The following is a 17,092-nucleotide window of genomic DNA, read 5'->3' as shown; positions in this document are numbered from 1 at the left end:
TCAACCTTCCGCCGCAATGTCCTCGCGCGCCTTCGCCGAGAGTTCCGCACGGAGCACGAACTTCTTGACCTTGCCGCTCGCCGTGCGCGGGAAGTCCTCGACGGCGTGCAGTTCCTCGGGCCACTTCTGCCGTGCCAGACCGGCACGTTGGAGGTGAGCCCTCACCTCGTCGAGTGAAGGGAGCGCATGGCCGGGGTGCAGGCGCACGAACGCGGCGGCGTGCTCGCCCAGGCGGGCGTCGGGCGCGGCGACGACGGCCGTTTCGGCGACGGCCGCGAGGCCGAGGAGCACTTCCTCGACCTCGACGGCACTGATGTTCTCGCCACCGCGGATGATGACGTCCGCCTTACGGTCGACGATGGCGAGGTAGCCGTCGTCATCGATCACGCCGATGTCGCCGGTGTGGTACCAGCCCTCCGCGTCGAACACGGCCGCCGTCAACTCCGGGTCCGTGTACCCGAGGCAGAGGTCGGGGCCGCGGGTGAGGATCTCCCCGTCGTCGGCCAGGCGCACCTCCACACCCGGCATCGGATCGCCGTCCGTGTGCAGGCGCTTGGCGGCCGGCGCGCTGACCCGGGTGGCGGTGGCCGAGGGGTGTTCGGTGGATCCGTATGAGCGGAACACCGTGATGCCGAGGGCCTCCAGGCGCGTGGTGACGGGCGAGGGGACCGCGGCGCCGCCAAGGCCCGCGTACGGCAGGCGGGCGGCGTCGGCGGCGGTGAAGTCCGGGTGGTCGAGCAGGCTCGACATGTAGTACGCGGCTCCCCCTCCGACCGCGAGCCCTTCCTCGCGGATCAGACGCAGCGCCTGCCCCGGGTCCCAGACGTCGGTCATGTTGACCGGCATTCCGTCGAGCACCTGGATGAGCAGCGCGTTGATCATGCCGATGAAGTGCCCCAGGGGTGCGGCGGTCAGCTGGTCGCCGCGGTCGGCCGGATACAGGTCGGCCAGCTGTCGCGTCTCGAAGCCGAGCGTGCGGTGGCTGTGTACAACCCCCTTGGGATCACGGGTGGTTCCCGAGGTGAAGGCGATCAGTGCGGGCGCGGCCGGGTCCACGGCGGCGGTGCCCGTCAGGGGTTCGCCGGCCAGCAGGTCGTCGAAGTCACGCCCCACCACACCCACGACGGGCACGTCCGTGCAGACCTCCGGGTCGAAGCTCAGATGGCCGAACTTCCCGGCGGTCACGAAGACCTTGGGGCGGGTGGCGTCGAGGATGTAGCTCAGTTCCTTGCGCCCGTAGAAGTGGACGACGGGGACCACGACGGCACCCAGGAACGCGGAGGCCCAGAAGACGGCCGCGGCCTCCATCCAGTTCGGCAGCTGCAGCACGATCCGGTCGCCGGGGACGACTCCGCCGGCGCGCAGCCCCGCCGCCAACCTCCGTGCGATGCGCTCGACTTCGGCGAACGTGCCCTCGTACGGCCGGACTTGCGAATGCACGCGGAAGGCGACGTCGGGAGCGAAGGCGAGCCCTCGAGTCAGGAGGTCGCCGATGGTGTCGCGGGTCCACCAGCCCTCCGCCTCGTAGCGGGCGACCAGCTCCGGCGGGATCTCGCGGAAGGTGTACGACAGCTCTGACGGCACCGTGGCAGGCATGGCGAACGCTCCCCTGACGACTTGGCGGTCGGATCTCGGGCCGGGGCACGATGGGCGGGCGGTGCGGGGAGTGCGGGCAGGGCGCCGCCCGCATGGCCCGGGCGGTCGGATCTTGCCCCCTGGACCGACCCGCCCCGGCGCCGGATATGCTATTTCCGTTATATGAGAATGCCAATATCCTCGACGCCACGGGTATGGAGGTTCCGCATGGTCGAGCTGGACGGCGCGGTCGCGACGGTCGAGCTAGAGCTGTACGGCGCGGTCGCGGTCGTCACCATCAACCGCCCGCACGCACGCAACGCCATCTCCCTGGACACCATGGGCGAGTTGGAGAAGGCCCTGGATGCGGCACAAGGGGCGCGGGCGCTGGTCATCACGGGGGCGGGAGACCGCGCGTTCGTCTCCGGCGGCGACCTCAAGGAGCTCGCGGCCCTGCGGACCCACGAGGAGGCGGCCGGGATGGCCCGGCGGATGCGCGGCGTCTGCGATCGGATCGCGGACTTCCCCGCGCCGGTGATCGCCGCGCTCAACGGGCACGCCCTCGGCGGCGGTGCCGAGATCGCGGTGGCAGCCGACATCCGGGTGGCCGCGGAGGACATACGAATCGGGTTCAACCAGGTCAGCCTGGAGATCATGCCGGCGTGGGGCGGCGCGGAACGGCTGGCGACGCTCGTCGGGCCGGGACGAGCGCTGCTGCTGGCCGGGGCGGGGCGGATTCTGGACGCGGGCGAGGCCGAGCGGCTGGGGCTCGTGGACTTGGTGCTGCCGCGAGCCGAATTCGCCGACGGCTGGCGGCAGTTGGCGGCGTCGCTGGCCAATCGTCCCGCGGCGAGCATCAAGCGTGTGGTCCGCGGAGTCTCCGCGCAGGAGGCCGTGGACGCGTTCGCCGAGCTGTGGGTGGCGGACGAGCACTGGGAAGCCGCGGAACAGGTGCTGCGCCGCCGCCCCTGAGCGCGGCGCGCCATCGCCCTGCCCGGGAACCGGACGCGCGGGCAGGGCGATGCGACAGGGTCAGCTCTGGCGTGGCGGCATCTCGAACCCCGCGAGCAGCACGCCGTTGCAGTCTGCCGCGGCCAGCCGCAGCACCTTCGCCTCCGCATACGAGGCGGAGTCATACCAGGCCTGGGCCGCCTCCACCGACGGGAACTCCACGAGGACGGTGCGCCCTTCGTGCCACTGGCCCTCCAGGATCTGCGGGCTCGCGTCGACCGCGAGCACCCGTGCGCCCGCCTCGGCCATGGACGGCGCCGCCGCGCGGCCGTAGGCATCCATTCCGGCCTGGTCCTTGATGGCCTCGGTGACGATGACATAGCCCTTGGGCATACGGGACCTCTCTTCGTACGACGGAAGGCAGGGAACGTGCAGGCGGACCCTCAGCTCACGGTGATGGCGCGCTCGGGGCAGGACCCGGCCGCCGTCTTCACGCCCGCCTCCGTCCCGGCCGGCAGCTCGCCCTCACGCGCCTCGGCATAGCCGTCATCGGTGAGGGTGAACACCTCCGGGCAGGCGAGCGCGCAGATGCCGTGGCCCCGGCAGCGCTCGTCGTCGACGCTGGCCTTCACGCGGCCTCCTGCGGGGGCGCGAGCGTGAACTCCAGGAACAGCCTGGTCAGTCCGCGCAACATGAAGGTCGGTACGTAGTGGAAGCGGCGCGCGCCCTCGGGGCCGTGGTGGTCCTCAAAGAGGCGGATGTCGGTGGTGCGGTCGAGGAGCCGTTCGATGGCCACCCGGGCTTCCGCGCGGGCCAGCGGTGCTCCCGGGCAGGTGTGCGGTCCGCGCCCGAAGGCGATGTGACGGCGGACCCCAGGGCGCGCGGGATCGAACGCGGCGGGGTCGTCGAACTGGCGTGGGTCGCGGTTCGCCGCGCTGTTGAGGAGCATCACCGTGGTGCCCGCGGGCAGATCGACACCGCCGACGGTGACGGGTACGCGGGTGAGCCGGAAGTCGCCCTTCACCGGGCTCTCGGTGCGCAGCACTTCCTCGACGAAGAGCGGCACCCTGTCGCGGTGCTCCCTCAACTGGGCCTGAAGTTCCGGCTGTTCGGCGATGAGCTTGAGTGCGGAGCCGAGCAGGCGCACCGTGGTCTCCTGACCCGCCGCGAACAGGTTCGCGGCGACCCGCACGACGTCCGCGACCTCGGGCAGCCTGCCGTCCGGGAAGGTGGCGGTGGCCAGGCCCGTGAGGACGTCCTCGCGCGGCGCACGGCGCCGGTCCTCGACGTAGCGTGCGACGCGCTCGTACAGGTGCCCCAGCGGGTTGCGGTCGAGGGTGTCCTCGCCGGTACTGCCGATACCGCCGCCGTCCGCCGGACCGTGTCTCAGCAAAGCGGCGATCTCCGCCCGGTCGCCTTCCGGCACGCCGAGCAGATCCGCGATGACGAGAAAGGTGAAGGGACCGGCGAACCCGTTGACGAACTCACCCGGGACTGCAACGCCCTCGCCCTCCAGGAAATCGTCGAGCAGGCCGTCGGCGAGGCGCCACATGGCCTCCTCGTTCTCCTTCAGCCGCTTCGGCGTGATCAGCCGCATCAGGAGCGCCCGGTGGTCGGTGTGCACCGGCGGGTCGAGAGTCGGCAGCTGGTCGCTCATCGGCAGCTCGTCGCGGTGCGCCTCGATGAGCCCGCTGATGTCGTCGCCCTCGAGCGGCACCGGGAATCCGGGGAACGGCCCGCTCACCGCGTTGCACGCGGAGAACGCCTCGGTGTCGTTGTAGATCCGTACGGCCTCGTCGTAGCCGGTCACCATGACCACGTCATGGTGACTCTCGCGCTGCACCGGACAGCGCGCGCGGAGTCCGTCGAAATAGGGGTACGGGTCCGCGACGACGCTCTCGTCACGGAAGAAGTCCACTGCCTCGAAGTCCGTCTCATCGTCCGTCACTGCCCGCACGGCTCCCTTCATCGGCGTTACCCGGTAGGGAAGTTACCAACACCGGACAGCCTTGAGAAGGACGTTTTCACACATGACAACGACAATCTCATCCCGGTGCGGCCATGGCGGCCCTGGTACACGCCGCCGGCAACGCGAAAGCCCCGCGCGGACGCTGGTGCAGTACGCGCGGGGCTGATGTGATGCGCTGAGGCGGTACGGAGGTCAGTCGGCAGCGCGCTCGGTCGTGCCCGCGGTCGTCGGCTTCTTGGCCGGTGCCTTCTTCGCGGCGGTCTTCCTGGTCGCGGTCGTCTTCTTAGCCGGGGCCTTCTTGGCCGCGGGCGCCCGCTTCGCAGGCGCCGTGCTCTTCGCGGTGGCCTTGGCCGGCGCTTCGACCGCGCTGCGGCCCTCGGCCGTGAGCCCGCCGAACAGCAGCTCCCACAGCTCCTCGGCCTCCGCGGCTGTGTCGTCCCCGGCGTGCAGGCCGCCGATGGTCACGGCGAAGGAACTGAACATGGTCGCCTGCAGCACCGTCCCCGCGACGCGGCGGAGGTCCAGATCCTGGCGCACGGCACCGGAGGCGGCCGTCGCCTCGAGCAGTTCGACGAGGAGGGCGTTGATGGGCCCGAAGGCGCGCGCCGCCTCCTTGGGGTGCTCGGTCATCAACTGCTGGGCGAACTCCGCCATACCGAGTGTTGCCGCCGTGCGCTCCTTGGGGGCCGTGGCGGTCGGCCGGCACAGCCGGTAGTAATCGACGGTGAAGCGGTGCAGACGCTCCAGCGGATCGGCGATCTCCTCGAGCGCGTCGCGCAGCCGGACCGTGGTGGAGGACACCGACTCCTCGAACAGGGCGAGCAACAGCTCGTGCTTCCCAGCGAAGTACTGGTAGAAGCTCCGCAGTGACTGGCCGGACTTCTTGACCACTTCCTGCACGGTGAAGTCCTTGCCGGACTCGCCGCTCAGCAGTTCGAGGGCCGCGTCGAGAAAGCGCTGCACGCGCTTCTCGGCCCGCACCCGCGCGGGATCGACGGACCGCGCGACGGCCAGCTCACGCCAGCTGGCGGTGGTCTCGGTGGAAAAGGGCTCCGGCGCCGGATCGCTCGTGGTCATGGCCCAAGCCTAGCGCACGGGCGAGATCGCGCCTCTCCCCCATCAAAAGGCTCGCGGACAGTGCGCAGAAACCAGGTTCTCCCCTATGTCTGGGCCGTGTTCGCGAGGATCGGGCCCAGGCGAGGCTTCAGTCCCGGTACACCTGCCCGCCTTTCATCACGAACCGGACGTCACCGGTCACCGCGATGTCGGAGAGGGGGTCGCCCGTGACAGCCACGATGTCGGCGAGCAGCCCGGGGTCGAGCCGGCCGCGGTCCTCGGCGTCGATGAGGTCGGCGGCGACGACCGTGGCGGCCCGTAGCGCCTGAAGCGGTGTCATCCCCCGGTCGACCAGGGCGATCAGCTCCTTCGACCCGCGGCCGTGCGGGATCGCGGGAGCGTCGGTGCCCAGGGCCACGCGCACTCCGCGGTCGATGGCGCGCGAGGTGGTGGCGCGGGCGAGCGGGAAGACCTCGGCGGCCTTGGCCTGCAGTTCGGGGGCGGCGTGTGTGAGGTCCATGGCCTCGGTCAGGCAGGTGGTGGCGACGAGGAAAGTGCCCCGCTCCGCCATCAGGTCCAAGGTCTCGTCGCTCGCGAGAAAGCCGTGCTCGATACAGTCGATGCCCGCGTCGAGGGCGGCGCGGATGGCCCGGTCGCCCATGCAGTGGGCGGCGACCTTGACGCCGGCGCGGTGGGCCTCGTCCACGATGGCGCGCAGTTCCTCGTCGGAGTACTGCTGGGCGCCGGCTGGTCCGGTGTGCGACATCACGCCGTTTGATGCGCAGACCTTGATGACGCGGGCGCCGTACTTGAGCTGGTAGCGGACGGCCTTGCGGACCTCGTCGACGCCGTTGGCGATGCCCTCCTCGACGGTGAGCGGCATGACGTGCGGAGCGAGCGCCTGGAACATGGTGGGGTCGAGGTGGCCGCCGGTCGGTGTGATCGCATGGCCGGCGGGCACGATCCGCGGGCCCTCGACCCACCCCAGGTCGATGGCCTTCTTCAGGGCCACGTCGAGAAGGATGCCGCCGGTCTGCACGAACAGTCCGAGGTTGCGGACGGTGGTGAATCCGGAGCGCAGGGTCCGGCGGGCGTTGGCGGCGGCGCGCAGGGTCCGTACGGCCGGGTCCTCCTGGACCGGGATGAGCGGGCTGTGGTGGTCCGCCCCGCCCAGGACCAGGTCCACCTCCATGTCCATCAGACCTGGCAGCAAGGTGACATCACCGAGGTCGCGTACGACCGTGTCCTCCGGCAGGGAGTCGGGGCCGATCGCGGTGATCCGTTCACCCTCGACGAGGACCGAGCCCTCGGTGACGTACTGCCCCTTCTCGATGTCGAGCAGCCTGGCGGCGCGCAGGAGCACGGGAGGCGACGGCATGCGGGGCCGGGCCATGCCTACACCGCCGGTTCGAGGACGGCGTCGATGCTGGAGGCGCCCGAGTCGGGAACCCTCGGCTGGCGCCAGGCCTCCACGGGGAAGGCGACGGTCACCAGCGCGCAGAACGCCCACAGCAGGTGCTTGTCCTGCTCGGAGAGGTTCTCCGGCTCGGTCATGTCCACCTGCTCCAGGTAGGCCGTGCCGTCCCGCAGAAGCGGGAACGCCACGCTGTAGAAGGCGTCGAGCTCCTCCATGGTGGAGGCGATGCGCTTGGCGTAACGGGCGCGCTCGGTCGGGATCGCCCAGTCGGCGAAGGGCTCGAGCGCGGCGAATTCGGGCGGGAAGGTCTGCGCCATGGTCGGTGTCTCCCGGGGGTTGTCGGCTGCTGTCAGGACACGTCGGCCGTGTTCGCCTCGTGATCGTTCACGTACCGCATCGCCGTGTGGTGCAGATGCCGCAGGAGTACTTCCTGGTCGTTGAGCGGGAAGTCCCGGGCCGCCCGGGACTGCAGCATCGTCTGGGTCGCTTCGAGGGTGTTGCCGTCCTGCAGCCCGTACTCCTTGAAGGAGACGACGGCCAGCTCCTGCTGCAGCCGCTCGAAGGCGTTCTTCGGCGGTACGAAGTAGGCGGTGCCCTCGAAGATGTGCGTGTTGTACGAGGTCGGCCAGTAGTGGTACGTGAGAACCCAGTTGGGGCGCCAGATCAGCAGCATGAAGTTGGGGAAGAAGACGAAGGAGTCCATGCCCCAGCGCTTGTCGCGGGTCGGGTTGACAGCGGGCGGCAGGTCCTCGGTGGCCACGCCGATGTCCGGTGCGTCCCAGGGCCCGAACAGACCGCTGCGCAGCGCCGCTTCGATGGGCTTGACCATCTTGCGGTCCAGCGGCGGCGCGATGCCTCCCCAGGAGGAGACCATGCTGTGCGGGCCGTCGATGTCGTACGCGAGGGCCTCGTACCCGTACTTCTGGATCTTGGTGCGCTCCTCGGCCATGTACTGGCCGCCGTGCAGGATGGGCGCGTGATAGAACTCGGCGAACGCGTCGATGAACAGCTTCCAGTTGGAGCCGATCTCGGCGCGGTACTTGTGCACCTGGGTCAGCCTGTCGAACGGGTAGCCCTCGATGCCGGACCCGAACTTACCGAGGAAGTCCCGCAGTTCGGTGGTGTTCTCCGGGTCGAGGTTGACGAAGACGAAGCCCTCCCACACCTCGCACTGGACGCCGACGAGTCCGTAGTCACCCTTGTCGAGGTCGAAGAACTCGCCTTCCTGCTGCACGAAGGCCAGCTTGCCGTCGAGGCCGTAGCGCCAGGCGTGGTACTTGCAGGTGAACTGACGGCAGGTGCCGCTGGTCTCCTCGCGCGGGAACTCGTTCCACACCAGCTTGTTGCCGCGATGACGGCAGACGTTGTGGAAGGCGCGGATCTTCTCGTCCGTGCCGCGCACGATGATGACCGAGGCGCCGGCGGCGTCCAGCTCCTTGGTGAAGTAGCTGCCCTTCTTCGGCAGCTGCTCGACCCGGCCGACGTTCAGCCAGGTCTTCTTGAAGATCGCCTCACGCTCCTGCTCGTAGAACTCCGGAGAGATCGAGTCCTCGAACGAGAGCGGCTCGGTGCCGATCTTGAAGTGCTCGGTCCAGCTGCCCGCCTCGGGCTTGGGGAAGTGCGGCATGGGGTTCCGTCCTCACGCTCGTCGTTCCGACAGGCCGACGATAACAGAGCTATCGGTTGAAGAGAACGTCATTCTCATATTTTCGCGATCACCTCTGGTCCGTCACTCACAGCCCGGCCCGGAGACCACACCCGCCTGCGCCCAGGCAGCCAACTCCTCTTGCCCGTAACCCACTTCGGCCAGGACCTCCCGGGTGTGGGCGCCCACCTGCGCGCCCGCCCACCGGATCCGGCCCGGCGTGCGGCTCAGGCGCGGCACCACACCGGCCATCGCCACCTCACGGCCGAGGTCCGTGTCGTGGACTCGCTGGATCATCTCCCGGGCCAGGTACTGGGGGTCGGCGAGCATGTCGGGAGCCCGGTAGACCAGGCCGTGCGGTACGGCGGCCGTTGTGAGCAGCTCGTCCAGGTCGGCATGGTCGAGGGTGCCGGTCCACGCGCCGATCAGCTCGTCGAGCTCGGCCATGTGCGCGCCTCGTGCCACGTGCGTGCAGTAACGCTCGTCGTCGGCGAGTTCGGGCCGTTCCATGGCTTTGGCCAGGCGTACGAAGATGGGGTCGGCGTTGGCCGCCACGATCATCAGGCGTCCGTCCGCCGTGGGGTACGCGTTGGACGGGGCCGAGCCCGGGAGCGTACCGCCGGATCGGGTACGGACCTGGCCGGTCAGTTCGTAGTCGGCGACCAGTGACTCCGACAGCGCGAACACCGCCTCGTACAGGGCGACATCGACCACCTGCCCCCGGCCGTCGCGCTCGGCCTGCCGCAGCGCGGCGAGCGTGCCGAAGGCGGCGAACATCCCGGAGAGCTGGTCTCCCATCGACAGCGCGGCACGCGCCGGCGGGCGATCGGGCGATCCGGTCAGTTCGCGCAGTCCGCCCATCGCCTCGCCGATACTGCCGAAGCCGGGGTCGCCCGCGCGCGGGCCGGTCTGGCCGAATCCGGAGACCCGGGTCATGACCAGGGCGGGCCGCTCCCGGTTCAACTCCTCGTATCCCAGGCCCCATTCCTCCATCCGGCCGGGCGTGAAGTTCTCCAGGACCACATCGCAGGTGAGAGCGATTCGGCGGGCCGCTTCCCGGCCTTCGGGGCGTCTCAGGTCGAGGGCGACCAGGCGCTTGTTGCGCGCGAGCGCCGACCACCAGATGCTGCGGCCCTCCAGCAGGACTCCCCAGCGGCGCATGGGGTCACCGGCGCCGGGGGCCTCGATCTTGATGACTTCGGCGCCGTGGTCCGCGAGGAGCTGCCCGGCGAAGGGTCCTGCGACGAAGCTGCCGAGTTCGAGGACGCGCACGCCGGTGAGCGGGCCGTCTGCCACGGGCGCGAAGCCCGGGCCGTCTGGCACGGATGTGGTGCCCAAGTCCTCTGTCACCGGCGCGGCGCCCGGGCCGTCTGCTGCGGATGTCGTCATGGGGATTCCTCCGCGCTGTCGTGGAGAGCTGCCTGATGAGCCCGTGCGGTGTACGGATAGATCCGGGTGAAGTCGGCGCCCGGCTCGGCGGTCGCGAAGTCGTCCCACACCTGGCCGGTGACCGGGCCGACCTGCCCCGCGCTCCCGCCACGTTGATCGGCGACGGCCTCCAGGTAGAGCGCCACGTCCTTCGCCATCAGCGTGTTGGCGAACCCGGCGGCATAGCGCCCGGTCAGCACGTGGTGCGGGAACTTGTCGGAGGTGGCCGCCGACCGACCGCTCGAGGTGTTGAGGACGTCGAGGACCGTGGCCATGTCGAGTCCCACCGCGCAGGCGAAGGCGACCGCCTCGCTGGTCGCACACAGGGCGGTCGCGGAGAGGAAGTTGTTCGCGAGTTTCAGCGCCTGCGCCAGCCCCGGGCGGTCCCCCACCCGGCGGCGCCGGTCGCTCAGGCCGACCAGGACCGGCTCGACACGGGCGCACGCCTCGTCGCCGCCCGCGTACATGACCATGAGGGTGCGGGCGCGGGCCCCCGCCACGCCGCCCGAGACCGGCGCGTCCACATAACCGACCCCGGCCTCGGCGAGCAGGTCGGCGACGCTGCGGGCGGCCGCGACGCCGATGGTGGACGTGTCGACGACGTGGGTGGCGCGCCGCCCGGAGGCCATCGCGATCTCACGGGCGACCTTCTCACAGGCCGCCCCGTCGGGGAGGCTGAGCACCATCACGTCACAGCGGCGGGCCACCTCCGCGACACCGGACGTCATCGCCGCGCCGGCCGGCAGTCCGCCGGCTCCGGCGGTGTCGTACGCCAGGACGCCGTGCCCCCGCTGCACCAGGTTGGCGGCGAGGGCCCCGCCCATGTTGCCGAGCCCGATGAACCCGACCGTGCTCATGCCCCAGGACCCTCTCGCCCGTCCTGCACGACCCGCGCGTCCCGTACGTCTTTGAGGGCACGCCGTGCGGCCAGTCCTGCGGGCGCCCCGCAATAGCCCGCGATCTGGAAGAGCAGTTCGTCCAGCTCCTCGTCCGTGACACCGGTCCGTTCCCGTACGGAGGCGTGCAGACGGAATTCCTCCATGCGCCCCATCGCGGCCGTCATGGCGAGCACCAGCAGGCTGCGGTCGCGGGGGCTCAGCGCACCGCCTCTGGCCCACGCGCCCCAGGCGACGGTGGTGATGTAGTCCTGGAAGTCCGCGGCGACGGTGCCCGCGGGGGCCGCGTTGGCATCGACGTATGCGTCGCCGAGCATGGCCCGGCGCAACGCTCGGGCGGCCTGCGGGGGCGGGGCCGCCTGTGGCGAAGGCGTGGGCGGGTCGGCCTGTGGCATGGGGTCTCCCGGGTCGGTGACGGTTCGGTTCATGAGCTGCCCAGCGCGAGGCTGACCGTCTTGACCTGCGCGTATTCGTGCAGCGCTTCGAGGCCCTTCTCCCGGCCGTAACCGCTCTGCTTGTACCCGCCGAAGGGGGTCTCGATGGTCGACGGGCCGCCGTTGACGGTGACCTGGCCCGCCTGGATCCGCTCGGCGAGGCGCAGTCCGCGGGCGGTGTCGCCGCTCCATATGGAGGCGACCAGCCCGTACGCGGTGTCGTCGGCCAGAGCCAGTGCGTGGTCCTCGTCGGTGAACGGCATCGTGACGAGGACCGGTCCGAAGATCTCTTCGCGGGCGAGAGGCAGATCGCGGGGCACGTGGGTGTAGAGGGTCGGCCGGATGTACAGACCGTCGGCGGGCGGCCCGTCCTCGTACGCTTCGCCGCCTGTCAGCGGACGGCAGCCATCCTCGCGGGCGCGGTCGAAGTGGTCGAGGACCTTGGCGTACTGGGCCTCGGTGATGATCGGACCGAAGTCCCTTGCCGGTTCGAGGCGTTCGAGCCGTGCGGCGACCTCGCGTACGAAGGGGTCGTGCACGGAGGACTCGACGAGCAGCCGCGTCGTGGCCGAACACACCTGTCCGGCGTTCGCGGCGACGGCATTCACGGCGGCGGCAGCCGCGCGCTCCAGGTCGGCGTCGGCGAAGACCACCAGCGGTGACTTGCCGCCGAGTTCGAGGGTGAGCGGGATCAGGCGGTCGGCAGCCACGGTCGCCAGATGCCGACCGGTGGGCACGGACCCGGTGAACGCGACGCGGCGCACCTCGGGGTGCAGCGCCAGCGGGGTGCCCACCTCGCGGCCTGTCCCCGTCACCACGTTGAGCAGCCCGTCGGGCAGGCCCGCCTCGCTCGCGATCCGCGCCAGGCACACCGTCGAGGCCGACGTCAGCTCCGACGGTTTGACCACCACGGCGTTGCCCGCCGCGAGGGCCGGGGCGAGCGCGCGGCAGGCCTGGTTGAGCGGCAGGTTCCAGGGGGTGATGACCGCGACGACGCCGTACGGTTCGAGCCGGGTGTACGTGAGGGCGCCCGCGCCCTGATCGATGGTCCGGCCGTGGTGGGCGTGCAGCGCCCCCGCGTAGTAGCGGAAGTACGCCGCCGACATCTCTGTCTCCAGGCGCAGTTGAGCGTCCGTCTTGCCCGTGCAGGCCCGTTCCAGGGCGGTCAGCTCGCCGGTGTGAGCCGCGATCGCGTCCGCGACGCGGTGCAGGGCCGAGGAGCGGTCGGCTGCGGGCAGGGCGGCCCACGCGCGGTACGCGGCGCGGGCTGCGGCGACGGCGCGGTCCACGTCGTCGGGGCCGCCGGCCGCGACCTCGTCACCCGGCTCGCGGGTGGCCGGCCGGAGCGTCGGCAGGTATCTGCCGCGGGCGGGTTCGCTCGGTTTTCCGTCGATCCAGTGGTCATGACGGACCGTCGCCCGCGGGTGCGCGGAGGCACCCATGTCAGGTGTTCCGCCCGCCGTTGACGCCGATGACCTGACCGGTGACGTACCCCGCCTCCTCGCTCGCCAGATACGCGCAGGCCGCCGCGATGTCCTCGGGCAGACCCGCACGCCGCACCGGGGTGCGGGCCGCGTGGTTCTCGATGGTGTCGCCGAGCAGCCCCTTCTCCTCGCTGCGCCGCGACATCGGGGTGTCGATGAAGCCGGGCGGGATGGTGTTGACGGTGATGCCCTCGGGGCCGAGTTCGAGTGCGAGGGCCTTGGTGAAGCCGATGACGCCGGCCTTCGACGCCACGTAGTGGGTCATGAGGGGCTGGCCGCCCTGGGCGCTGGAGGAGGAGATGTTCACGATCCGGCCCCAGCCGGCGTCGAGCATGTCGGGAACCGCTGCCTGGCAGCAGTGGAAGGTGCCGGTGAGGTTGACCGTGAGGATCCGTTCCCACTGCTCGGCGGTGATGTTCAGGAACCGCTTGAAGCCGTCGATCCCGGCCGAGTTGACGAGGATCGCGATCGGGCCGAGCTGTTCGCGGACCTGCGCGTACGCGGCGTCGATGCTTGCACGGACGGCTACGTCCACCCGTACCGCGAGCGCCGTTCCGCCGTCGGCGCGCACCTTGGCCGCGGCGGCTTCGACCGCTTCGGCGTCGAGGTCGAGCAGGGCCACGGCGGCCCCGTCGCGGGCGAGGCGCCGGGCGACGGCCAGGCCGATCCCCGAGGCGGCGCCCGTGACGACGGCCACCTTGTGTCGAGTTGCTGCGTGCACGCGGGCTCCTTGGTGTGTCGTGGGCGTCGGCCCTCGGGCGGTACGAACGCTTCCTTGTTGCGAGAATACGATTCTCTGAGGTCGGCAGCAATGACTCCGATCATCCGGAGACAACCCAGCTGCAGAGCCCGGCGAAGAATCCGATGACCGAGGGGTTCCGCGTCCACAAGCGGCGAGATTACGATTCTCGCTATCGGGAGGGAGATTCTTGTGCGTCTGGGATTCATCGGCGCCGGACGCATGGGGCTGCCGATGGTGCAGCGGCTCACGGCGGCCGGGCACGAGGTGAGGGCACTGGGACGCACGCCTTCGGCGCGAAGCCGCATCGCCCGGGCCGCACCCGGAGTCCGCTCCGAAAGCGGCATCCGAGAGGTCGCCGAGAACTCCGAAGCGGTCCTGGTGTGCGTGTTCAGCGACCATCAGGTCCGCGAAGTGTGCCTCGCGACGCCCCTGCTCGACGCCCTGGCGCCGGACGCGGTCGTCGTCGTGCACACCACGGGCAGCCCCGCCACGGTCGAGGCGATCGCCGCCCAAGGTGCCAGGGTGGTGGACGCCCCCGTGAGCGGCGGCCCGCACGACATCGCGGCAGGATGCCTCACGCTCTTCTCCGGCGGCGCGGACGGCGCCGTACGGCACGTACTGCCCGCGCTGGGGGCGTACGCGGATCCGGTGCTGCACGTGGGGCCGCTCGGCTCGGGGCAGCGCGTGAAGCTGCTCAACAATGCTCTGTTCGCCGCCCAGTTGGGCCTGCTCGGCGAGACCGTACGGCTCGCGGCGGCGCTCGGGGTGGACGAGACGGCACTGCTCACCGCCCTACCGCACGCAAGCGCCGAGAGCCGCGTGGCCAGGGCGGCGGCCGCCAGGGGATCGGTGGCGGCGTTCACCGACTCGGTGCGCTCCTTCCTCGAGAAGGACATCGCGGTCGTACGAGAGGTCGCGACCGGACTCGGCACCGATCTGGGCCTGTTGGAGGTGGCCATCCGTACGACTCACAGCAAGCAGTCACTACGACCCCAAGGGGACACCGCTCATGGGACGTGTTGAGGGCAAGGTCGCGTTCATCACCGGAGCGGCCCGCGGCCAGGGCCGCAGCCACGCCGTGCGGCTCGCCGAAGAGGGCGCCGACATCATCGCGGTGGACCTGTGCCGCGACTACGAGACCGTCGGCTACAAGATGGCCACGCCCGACGACCTCAAGGAGACCGTGCGCCTGGTCGAGGCGCAGGGCCGCCGTATCGTCGCGCTCCAGTCGGACGTGCGCAGCATGGCCGACATGCGCGAGGCCGTGCAGCGCGGGGTGGCCGAGCTGGGCGGACTCGACATCGTGGTCGCCCAGGCCGGTATCGCGCCGCTGCGCGGGGAGCCGAAGCTCCAGGCCTGGTGCGACGCCGTCGACGTCGACCTCATCGGCACGATCAACGCCATCCAGGCCGCCCTGCCCCAGCTGCGCGAGGGTGCCTCCGTCATCGCCACCGGCTCGACCGCGGCCCTGATGGACCACGGCATCGTCGCCGAGCCGGGATCGAATCCGGGCGGCGCCGGCTACGCGTTCGCCAAGCGGGCGCTGTCGGAGTACATCCACGAACTCGCCCGCAACCTAGCCCCCTTGAAGCAGCGGGCCAATGTGGTCCACCCGACGAACTGCGACACTCCGATGCTGCAGAGCGAGCCCATGTACCGCTCGTTCCGCCCGGATCTGGAGAACCCCACGCGGGCGGACGCCGAGCCCTCCTTCGCGGTGCAGCAGGCGATGCCCGTCCCGTACGTGGAGCCGCTCGACATCAGCAACGCGGTGCTGTTCCTCGCCTCCGACGAGGCCCGGTACATCACCGGCACGCAGCTGCGCGTGGACGCCGGCGGCTACCTCAAGTGGCACGACTGGCGCCGCTGAACCCGTGGCCCGCCCCGCACCCGTACGACACCCATGGACCCGTACGAAAGGAGAGAGGCCGTGAAGGTGCGCGTGGATCCCGAGCGCTGCCAGGGCCACACCCTGTGCGCCATGGTCGCGCCCAAGGTGTTCCGGCTCGACGAGGTGGACGGCCACTCGTCGGCCGTGCACGAGGACGTACCGGCCGACCAGGAGGAGACGGCGAGCGAGGCCGCGCACTCCTGCCCCGAGCGCGCCATCACGGTATGGGAGGCCCGATGAGCGAGGAGCGCGAGGAACGCGAGGAACGGAAGAAGCCCGTCTACGCCTTCGACCGCCACGCCCCGGGCTACCGCGAGCGGTTCGAGGCGATCACCGAGGAGATGCAGAGCCGCTGTCCGGTGGCCTGGTCCGACACCCACGGCGGGCACTGGGTGGTCAGCGGCAACAACGAACTGTTCGAGATCGCACGGGCGGCCGAGCATCTCTCCAACGACCATGACGTCACGGGCGACGGCACCGGCTACCAGGGGATCAGCATTCCCGCTCCGACGCGCGCCCGGGGGTTTCGCGGCGGCTTCCTGGAGATGGACCCGCCCGAGCAGCGCCACTACCGCCAGGCCCTCAACCCGTACCTCTCCCCCGCCGCCGTCCAGCGCTGGATCCCCTTCCTCGACGAGGTGGTGCGCGCCTGCCTGGACGAGCACATCGAGCAGGGCCGAATCGACCTGATCGACGACCTGGCCAACGTCGTGCCGGCGGTGCTCACGCTCGCCATGCTGGGCATTCCGCTCAAACACTGGACCATCTACAACGAGCCCGCCCACGCCGGCGTCTACACCCCGCCCGACTCCCCGGACATGCCGCGGGTCATCGAACTGCACCTGGCGATGATGCGGGACATCGCGCAGCAGATCGCGTCCGTACGCGCACAGCCGCGACCGGGCCTGATCGACGCCCTGGTGAAGGCGGAGATCAACGGCAAGAAGCCCGACGAGAGGGAACTCATCGGTGTGGTCGCCCTGTTGATCGGCGGCGGCTTCGACACGACGACCGCACTGACCGCCCACGCGCTGGAGTGGCTGTCACAGAACCCGAAGGAACGCGAGCGGCTCAGCGCCGAGCGCGCGAGGCTGCTCGACCCGGCGACCGAGGAATTCCTGCGCTTCTACACACCGGCGGTCGGGGACGGCCGCACCGTCTCGGAGGACTGTGCGCTCGCGGGCACCGAGTTCAAGGAGGGCGACCGGGTGTGGCTGTCCTGGTCGATGGCCAACCGCGACCCGGCCCAGTTCCCCGACCCGCACCACATCGACCTGGCCCGCAAGCACAACCGGCACAACAGCTTCGGCCTCGGGATCCACCGCTGCATCGGATCGAACGTGGCACGGACGGTGTTCAAGCGGATGCTGCTCGCCGTACTCGACCGCATGCCCGACTACGTATGCAACCCGGACGGCACCGTGCACTACGAGACCATCGGGGTCATCAACGGGATGCGGCATCTGCCCGCCACCTTCGCACCGGGCGAACGGCTCGGTCCGGGGCTCGACGAGACACTGGAGCGGCTGCAGAAGGCGTGCGACGAGCAGCGGCTCGCGGAGCCGGTCACCGTACGCAGGTCCCGTGCGGAACTGGGCGGTTGA

Annotated in this window: 18 protein-coding genes; 5 read left to right on the top strand and 13 right to left on the bottom strand. The window is 70.5% G+C overall.

Annotated elements, in window-relative coordinates:
- A complete protein-coding gene (locus ACZ5XS_RS15565; RefSeq protein WP_468651469.1) occupies nucleotides 1-1,596 on the bottom strand; it encodes an AMP-binding protein in 1,596 nt (531 codons plus the stop codon).
- Nucleotides 1,597-1,803: 207 nt separating this feature from the next.
- Here ACZ5XS_RS15565 and ACZ5XS_RS15560 point away from each other — a divergent pair, with 207 nt between their 5' ends.
- A complete protein-coding gene (locus ACZ5XS_RS15560; protein ID WP_468651467.1) occupies nucleotides 1,804-2,547 on the top strand; it encodes an enoyl-CoA hydratase/isomerase family protein in 744 nt (247 codons plus the stop codon).
- A gap of 60 nt (nucleotides 2,548-2,607) precedes the next feature.
- On the opposite strand, the gene ACZ5XS_RS15555 is transcribed toward ACZ5XS_RS15560, so the two are convergent.
- The 12 genes from ACZ5XS_RS15555 to ACZ5XS_RS15500 form a co-directional block, all read right to left on the bottom strand.
- The gene (locus ACZ5XS_RS15555; RefSeq protein WP_468651465.1) at nucleotides 2,608-2,919 is read right to left on the bottom strand and encodes a DUF1330 domain-containing protein; all 312 of its coding nucleotides are present in this window, start codon (nucleotides 2,917-2,919) and stop codon (nucleotides 2,608-2,610) included.
- Nucleotides 2,920-2,969: 50 nt separating this feature from the next.
- Complete coding sequence (locus ACZ5XS_RS15550; RefSeq protein ID WP_468651463.1) at nucleotides 2,970-3,158, bottom strand: ferredoxin; 189 nt, start codon at nucleotides 3,156-3,158, stop codon at nucleotides 2,970-2,972.
- Complete coding sequence (locus ACZ5XS_RS15545) at nucleotides 3,155-4,474, bottom strand: cytochrome P450 (protein WP_468651461.1); 1,320 nt, start codon at nucleotides 4,472-4,474, stop codon at nucleotides 3,155-3,157. The genes ACZ5XS_RS15550 and ACZ5XS_RS15545 overlap by 4 nt, the downstream gene beginning before the upstream one ends.
- A 213-nt stretch (nucleotides 4,475-4,687) precedes the next feature.
- The gene (locus ACZ5XS_RS15540; RefSeq protein WP_468651459.1) at nucleotides 4,688-5,572 is read right to left on the bottom strand and encodes a TetR/AcrR family transcriptional regulator; all 885 of its coding nucleotides are present in this window, start codon (nucleotides 5,570-5,572) and stop codon (nucleotides 4,688-4,690) included.
- Between the two features lie 127 nt (nucleotides 5,573-5,699).
- A complete protein-coding gene (locus tag ACZ5XS_RS15535) occupies nucleotides 5,700-6,944 on the bottom strand; it encodes a metal-dependent hydrolase family protein (RefSeq protein ID WP_468651457.1) in 1,245 nt (414 codons plus the stop codon).
- 2 nt (nucleotides 6,945-6,946) lie between these two features.
- Complete coding sequence (locus ACZ5XS_RS15530; RefSeq protein ID WP_069765126.1) at nucleotides 6,947-7,285, bottom strand: hypothetical protein; 339 nt, start codon at nucleotides 7,283-7,285, stop codon at nucleotides 6,947-6,949.
- Between the two features lie 32 nt (nucleotides 7,286-7,317).
- Nucleotides 7,318-8,595: an aromatic ring-hydroxylating oxygenase subunit alpha gene (locus ACZ5XS_RS15525; RefSeq protein ID WP_468651455.1), complete on the bottom strand. Its 1,278-nt coding sequence runs from the start codon at nucleotides 8,593-8,595 to the stop codon at nucleotides 7,318-7,320.
- Between the two features lie 102 nt (nucleotides 8,596-8,697).
- Nucleotides 8,698-10,002 (bottom strand): CaiB/BaiF CoA transferase family protein, encoded by a 1,305-nt coding sequence (locus ACZ5XS_RS15520; RefSeq protein ID WP_468651453.1) that lies wholly within the window; start codon nucleotides 10,000-10,002, stop codon nucleotides 8,698-8,700.
- Nucleotides 9,999-10,898 (bottom strand): NAD(P)-dependent oxidoreductase, encoded by a 900-nt coding sequence (locus tag ACZ5XS_RS15515; protein WP_468651451.1) that lies wholly within the window; start codon nucleotides 10,896-10,898, stop codon nucleotides 9,999-10,001. The genes ACZ5XS_RS15520 and ACZ5XS_RS15515 overlap by 4 nt, the downstream gene beginning before the upstream one ends.
- Entirely contained in the window at nucleotides 10,895-11,332 is a 438-nt protein-coding gene (locus ACZ5XS_RS15510; RefSeq protein WP_468651449.1) for a carboxymuconolactone decarboxylase family protein, read from the bottom strand. The genes ACZ5XS_RS15515 and ACZ5XS_RS15510 overlap by 4 nt, the downstream gene beginning before the upstream one ends.
- A 29-nt stretch (nucleotides 11,333-11,361) precedes the next feature.
- Nucleotides 11,362-12,813: an aldehyde dehydrogenase family protein gene (locus ACZ5XS_RS15505; RefSeq protein ID WP_468651447.1), complete on the bottom strand. Its 1,452-nt coding sequence runs from the start codon at nucleotides 12,811-12,813 to the stop codon at nucleotides 11,362-11,364.
- A gap of 1 nt (nucleotide 12,814) precedes the next feature.
- On the bottom strand, nucleotides 12,815-13,576 hold the full coding sequence (locus tag ACZ5XS_RS15500) for an SDR family NAD(P)-dependent oxidoreductase (protein ID WP_468651445.1): 762 nt from the start codon (nucleotides 13,574-13,576) through the stop codon (nucleotides 12,815-12,817).
- A gap of 210 nt (nucleotides 13,577-13,786) precedes the next feature.
- Between ACZ5XS_RS15500 and ACZ5XS_RS15495 the strand changes: the two genes are divergently transcribed.
- From ACZ5XS_RS15495 to ACZ5XS_RS15480, 4 genes are read left to right on the top strand one after another with little or no spacing between them, the layout of a single operon-like run.
- Entirely contained in the window at nucleotides 13,787-14,620 is an 834-nt protein-coding gene (locus ACZ5XS_RS15495; RefSeq protein ID WP_468651444.1) for an NAD(P)-dependent oxidoreductase, read from the top strand.
- The gene (locus ACZ5XS_RS15490; RefSeq protein ID WP_468651442.1) at nucleotides 14,607-15,467 is read left to right on the top strand and encodes a mycofactocin-coupled SDR family oxidoreductase; all 861 of its coding nucleotides are present in this window, start codon (nucleotides 14,607-14,609) and stop codon (nucleotides 15,465-15,467) included. Before ACZ5XS_RS15495 ends, ACZ5XS_RS15490 begins: the two co-directional genes overlap by 14 nt.
- Nucleotides 15,468-15,527: 60 nt before the next feature.
- Nucleotides 15,528-15,728, top strand: a complete 201-nt coding sequence (locus ACZ5XS_RS15485) for a ferredoxin (protein WP_468651441.1) — start codon at nucleotides 15,528-15,530, stop codon at nucleotides 15,726-15,728.
- Nucleotides 15,725-17,092: a cytochrome P450 gene (locus ACZ5XS_RS15480; RefSeq protein WP_468651439.1), complete on the top strand. Its 1,368-nt coding sequence runs from the start codon at nucleotides 15,725-15,727 to the stop codon at nucleotides 17,090-17,092. The genes ACZ5XS_RS15485 and ACZ5XS_RS15480 overlap by 4 nt, the downstream gene beginning before the upstream one ends.

Source organism: Streptomyces sp. NPDC033131, assembly GCF_055578365.1.
Note: the sequence above shows the minus strand (reverse complement) of the source record. Positions and strands in the feature narration are given on the sequence as shown.

Coding starts and splice junctions, on each gene's coding strand:
- ACZ5XS_RS15565 (WP_468651469.1), bottom strand. CDS start 1,596: ATGCCTGCCACGGTGCCGTCAGAGCTGTCGTACACCTTCCGCGAGATC.
- ACZ5XS_RS15560 (WP_468651467.1), top strand. CDS start 1,804: ATGGTCGAGCTGGACGGCGCGGTCGCGACGGTCGAGCTAGAGCTGTAC.
- ACZ5XS_RS15555 (WP_468651465.1), bottom strand. CDS start 2,919: ATGCCCAAGGGCTATGTCATCGTCACCGAGGCCATCAAGGACCAGGCC.
- ACZ5XS_RS15540 (WP_468651459.1), bottom strand. CDS start 5,572: ATGACCACGAGCGATCCGGCGCCGGAGCCCTTTTCCACCGAGACCACC.
- ACZ5XS_RS15535 (WP_468651457.1), bottom strand. CDS start 6,944: ATGGCCCGGCCCCGCATGCCGTCGCCTCCCGTGCTCCTGCGCGCCGCC.
- ACZ5XS_RS15530 (WP_069765126.1), bottom strand. CDS start 7,285: ATGGCGCAGACCTTCCCGCCCGAATTCGCCGCGCTCGAGCCCTTCGCC.
- ACZ5XS_RS15525 (WP_468651455.1), bottom strand. CDS start 8,595: ATGCCGCACTTCCCCAAGCCCGAGGCGGGCAGCTGGACCGAGCACTTC.
- ACZ5XS_RS15520 (WP_468651453.1), bottom strand. CDS start 10,002: ATGACGACATCCGCAGCAGACGGCCCGGGCGCCGCGCCGGTGACAGAG.
- ACZ5XS_RS15515 (WP_468651451.1), bottom strand. CDS start 10,898: ATGAGCACGGTCGGGTTCATCGGGCTCGGCAACATGGGCGGGGCCCTC.
- ACZ5XS_RS15510 (WP_468651449.1), bottom strand. CDS start 11,332: ATGCCACAGGCCGACCCGCCCACGCCTTCGCCACAGGCGGCCCCGCCC.
- ACZ5XS_RS15505 (WP_468651447.1), bottom strand. CDS start 12,813: ATGGGTGCCTCCGCGCACCCGCGGGCGACGGTCCGTCATGACCACTGG.
- ACZ5XS_RS15490 (WP_468651442.1), top strand. CDS start 14,607: ATGGGACGTGTTGAGGGCAAGGTCGCGTTCATCACCGGAGCGGCCCGC.
- ACZ5XS_RS15480 (WP_468651439.1), top strand. CDS start 15,725: ATGAGCGAGGAGCGCGAGGAACGCGAGGAACGGAAGAAGCCCGTCTAC.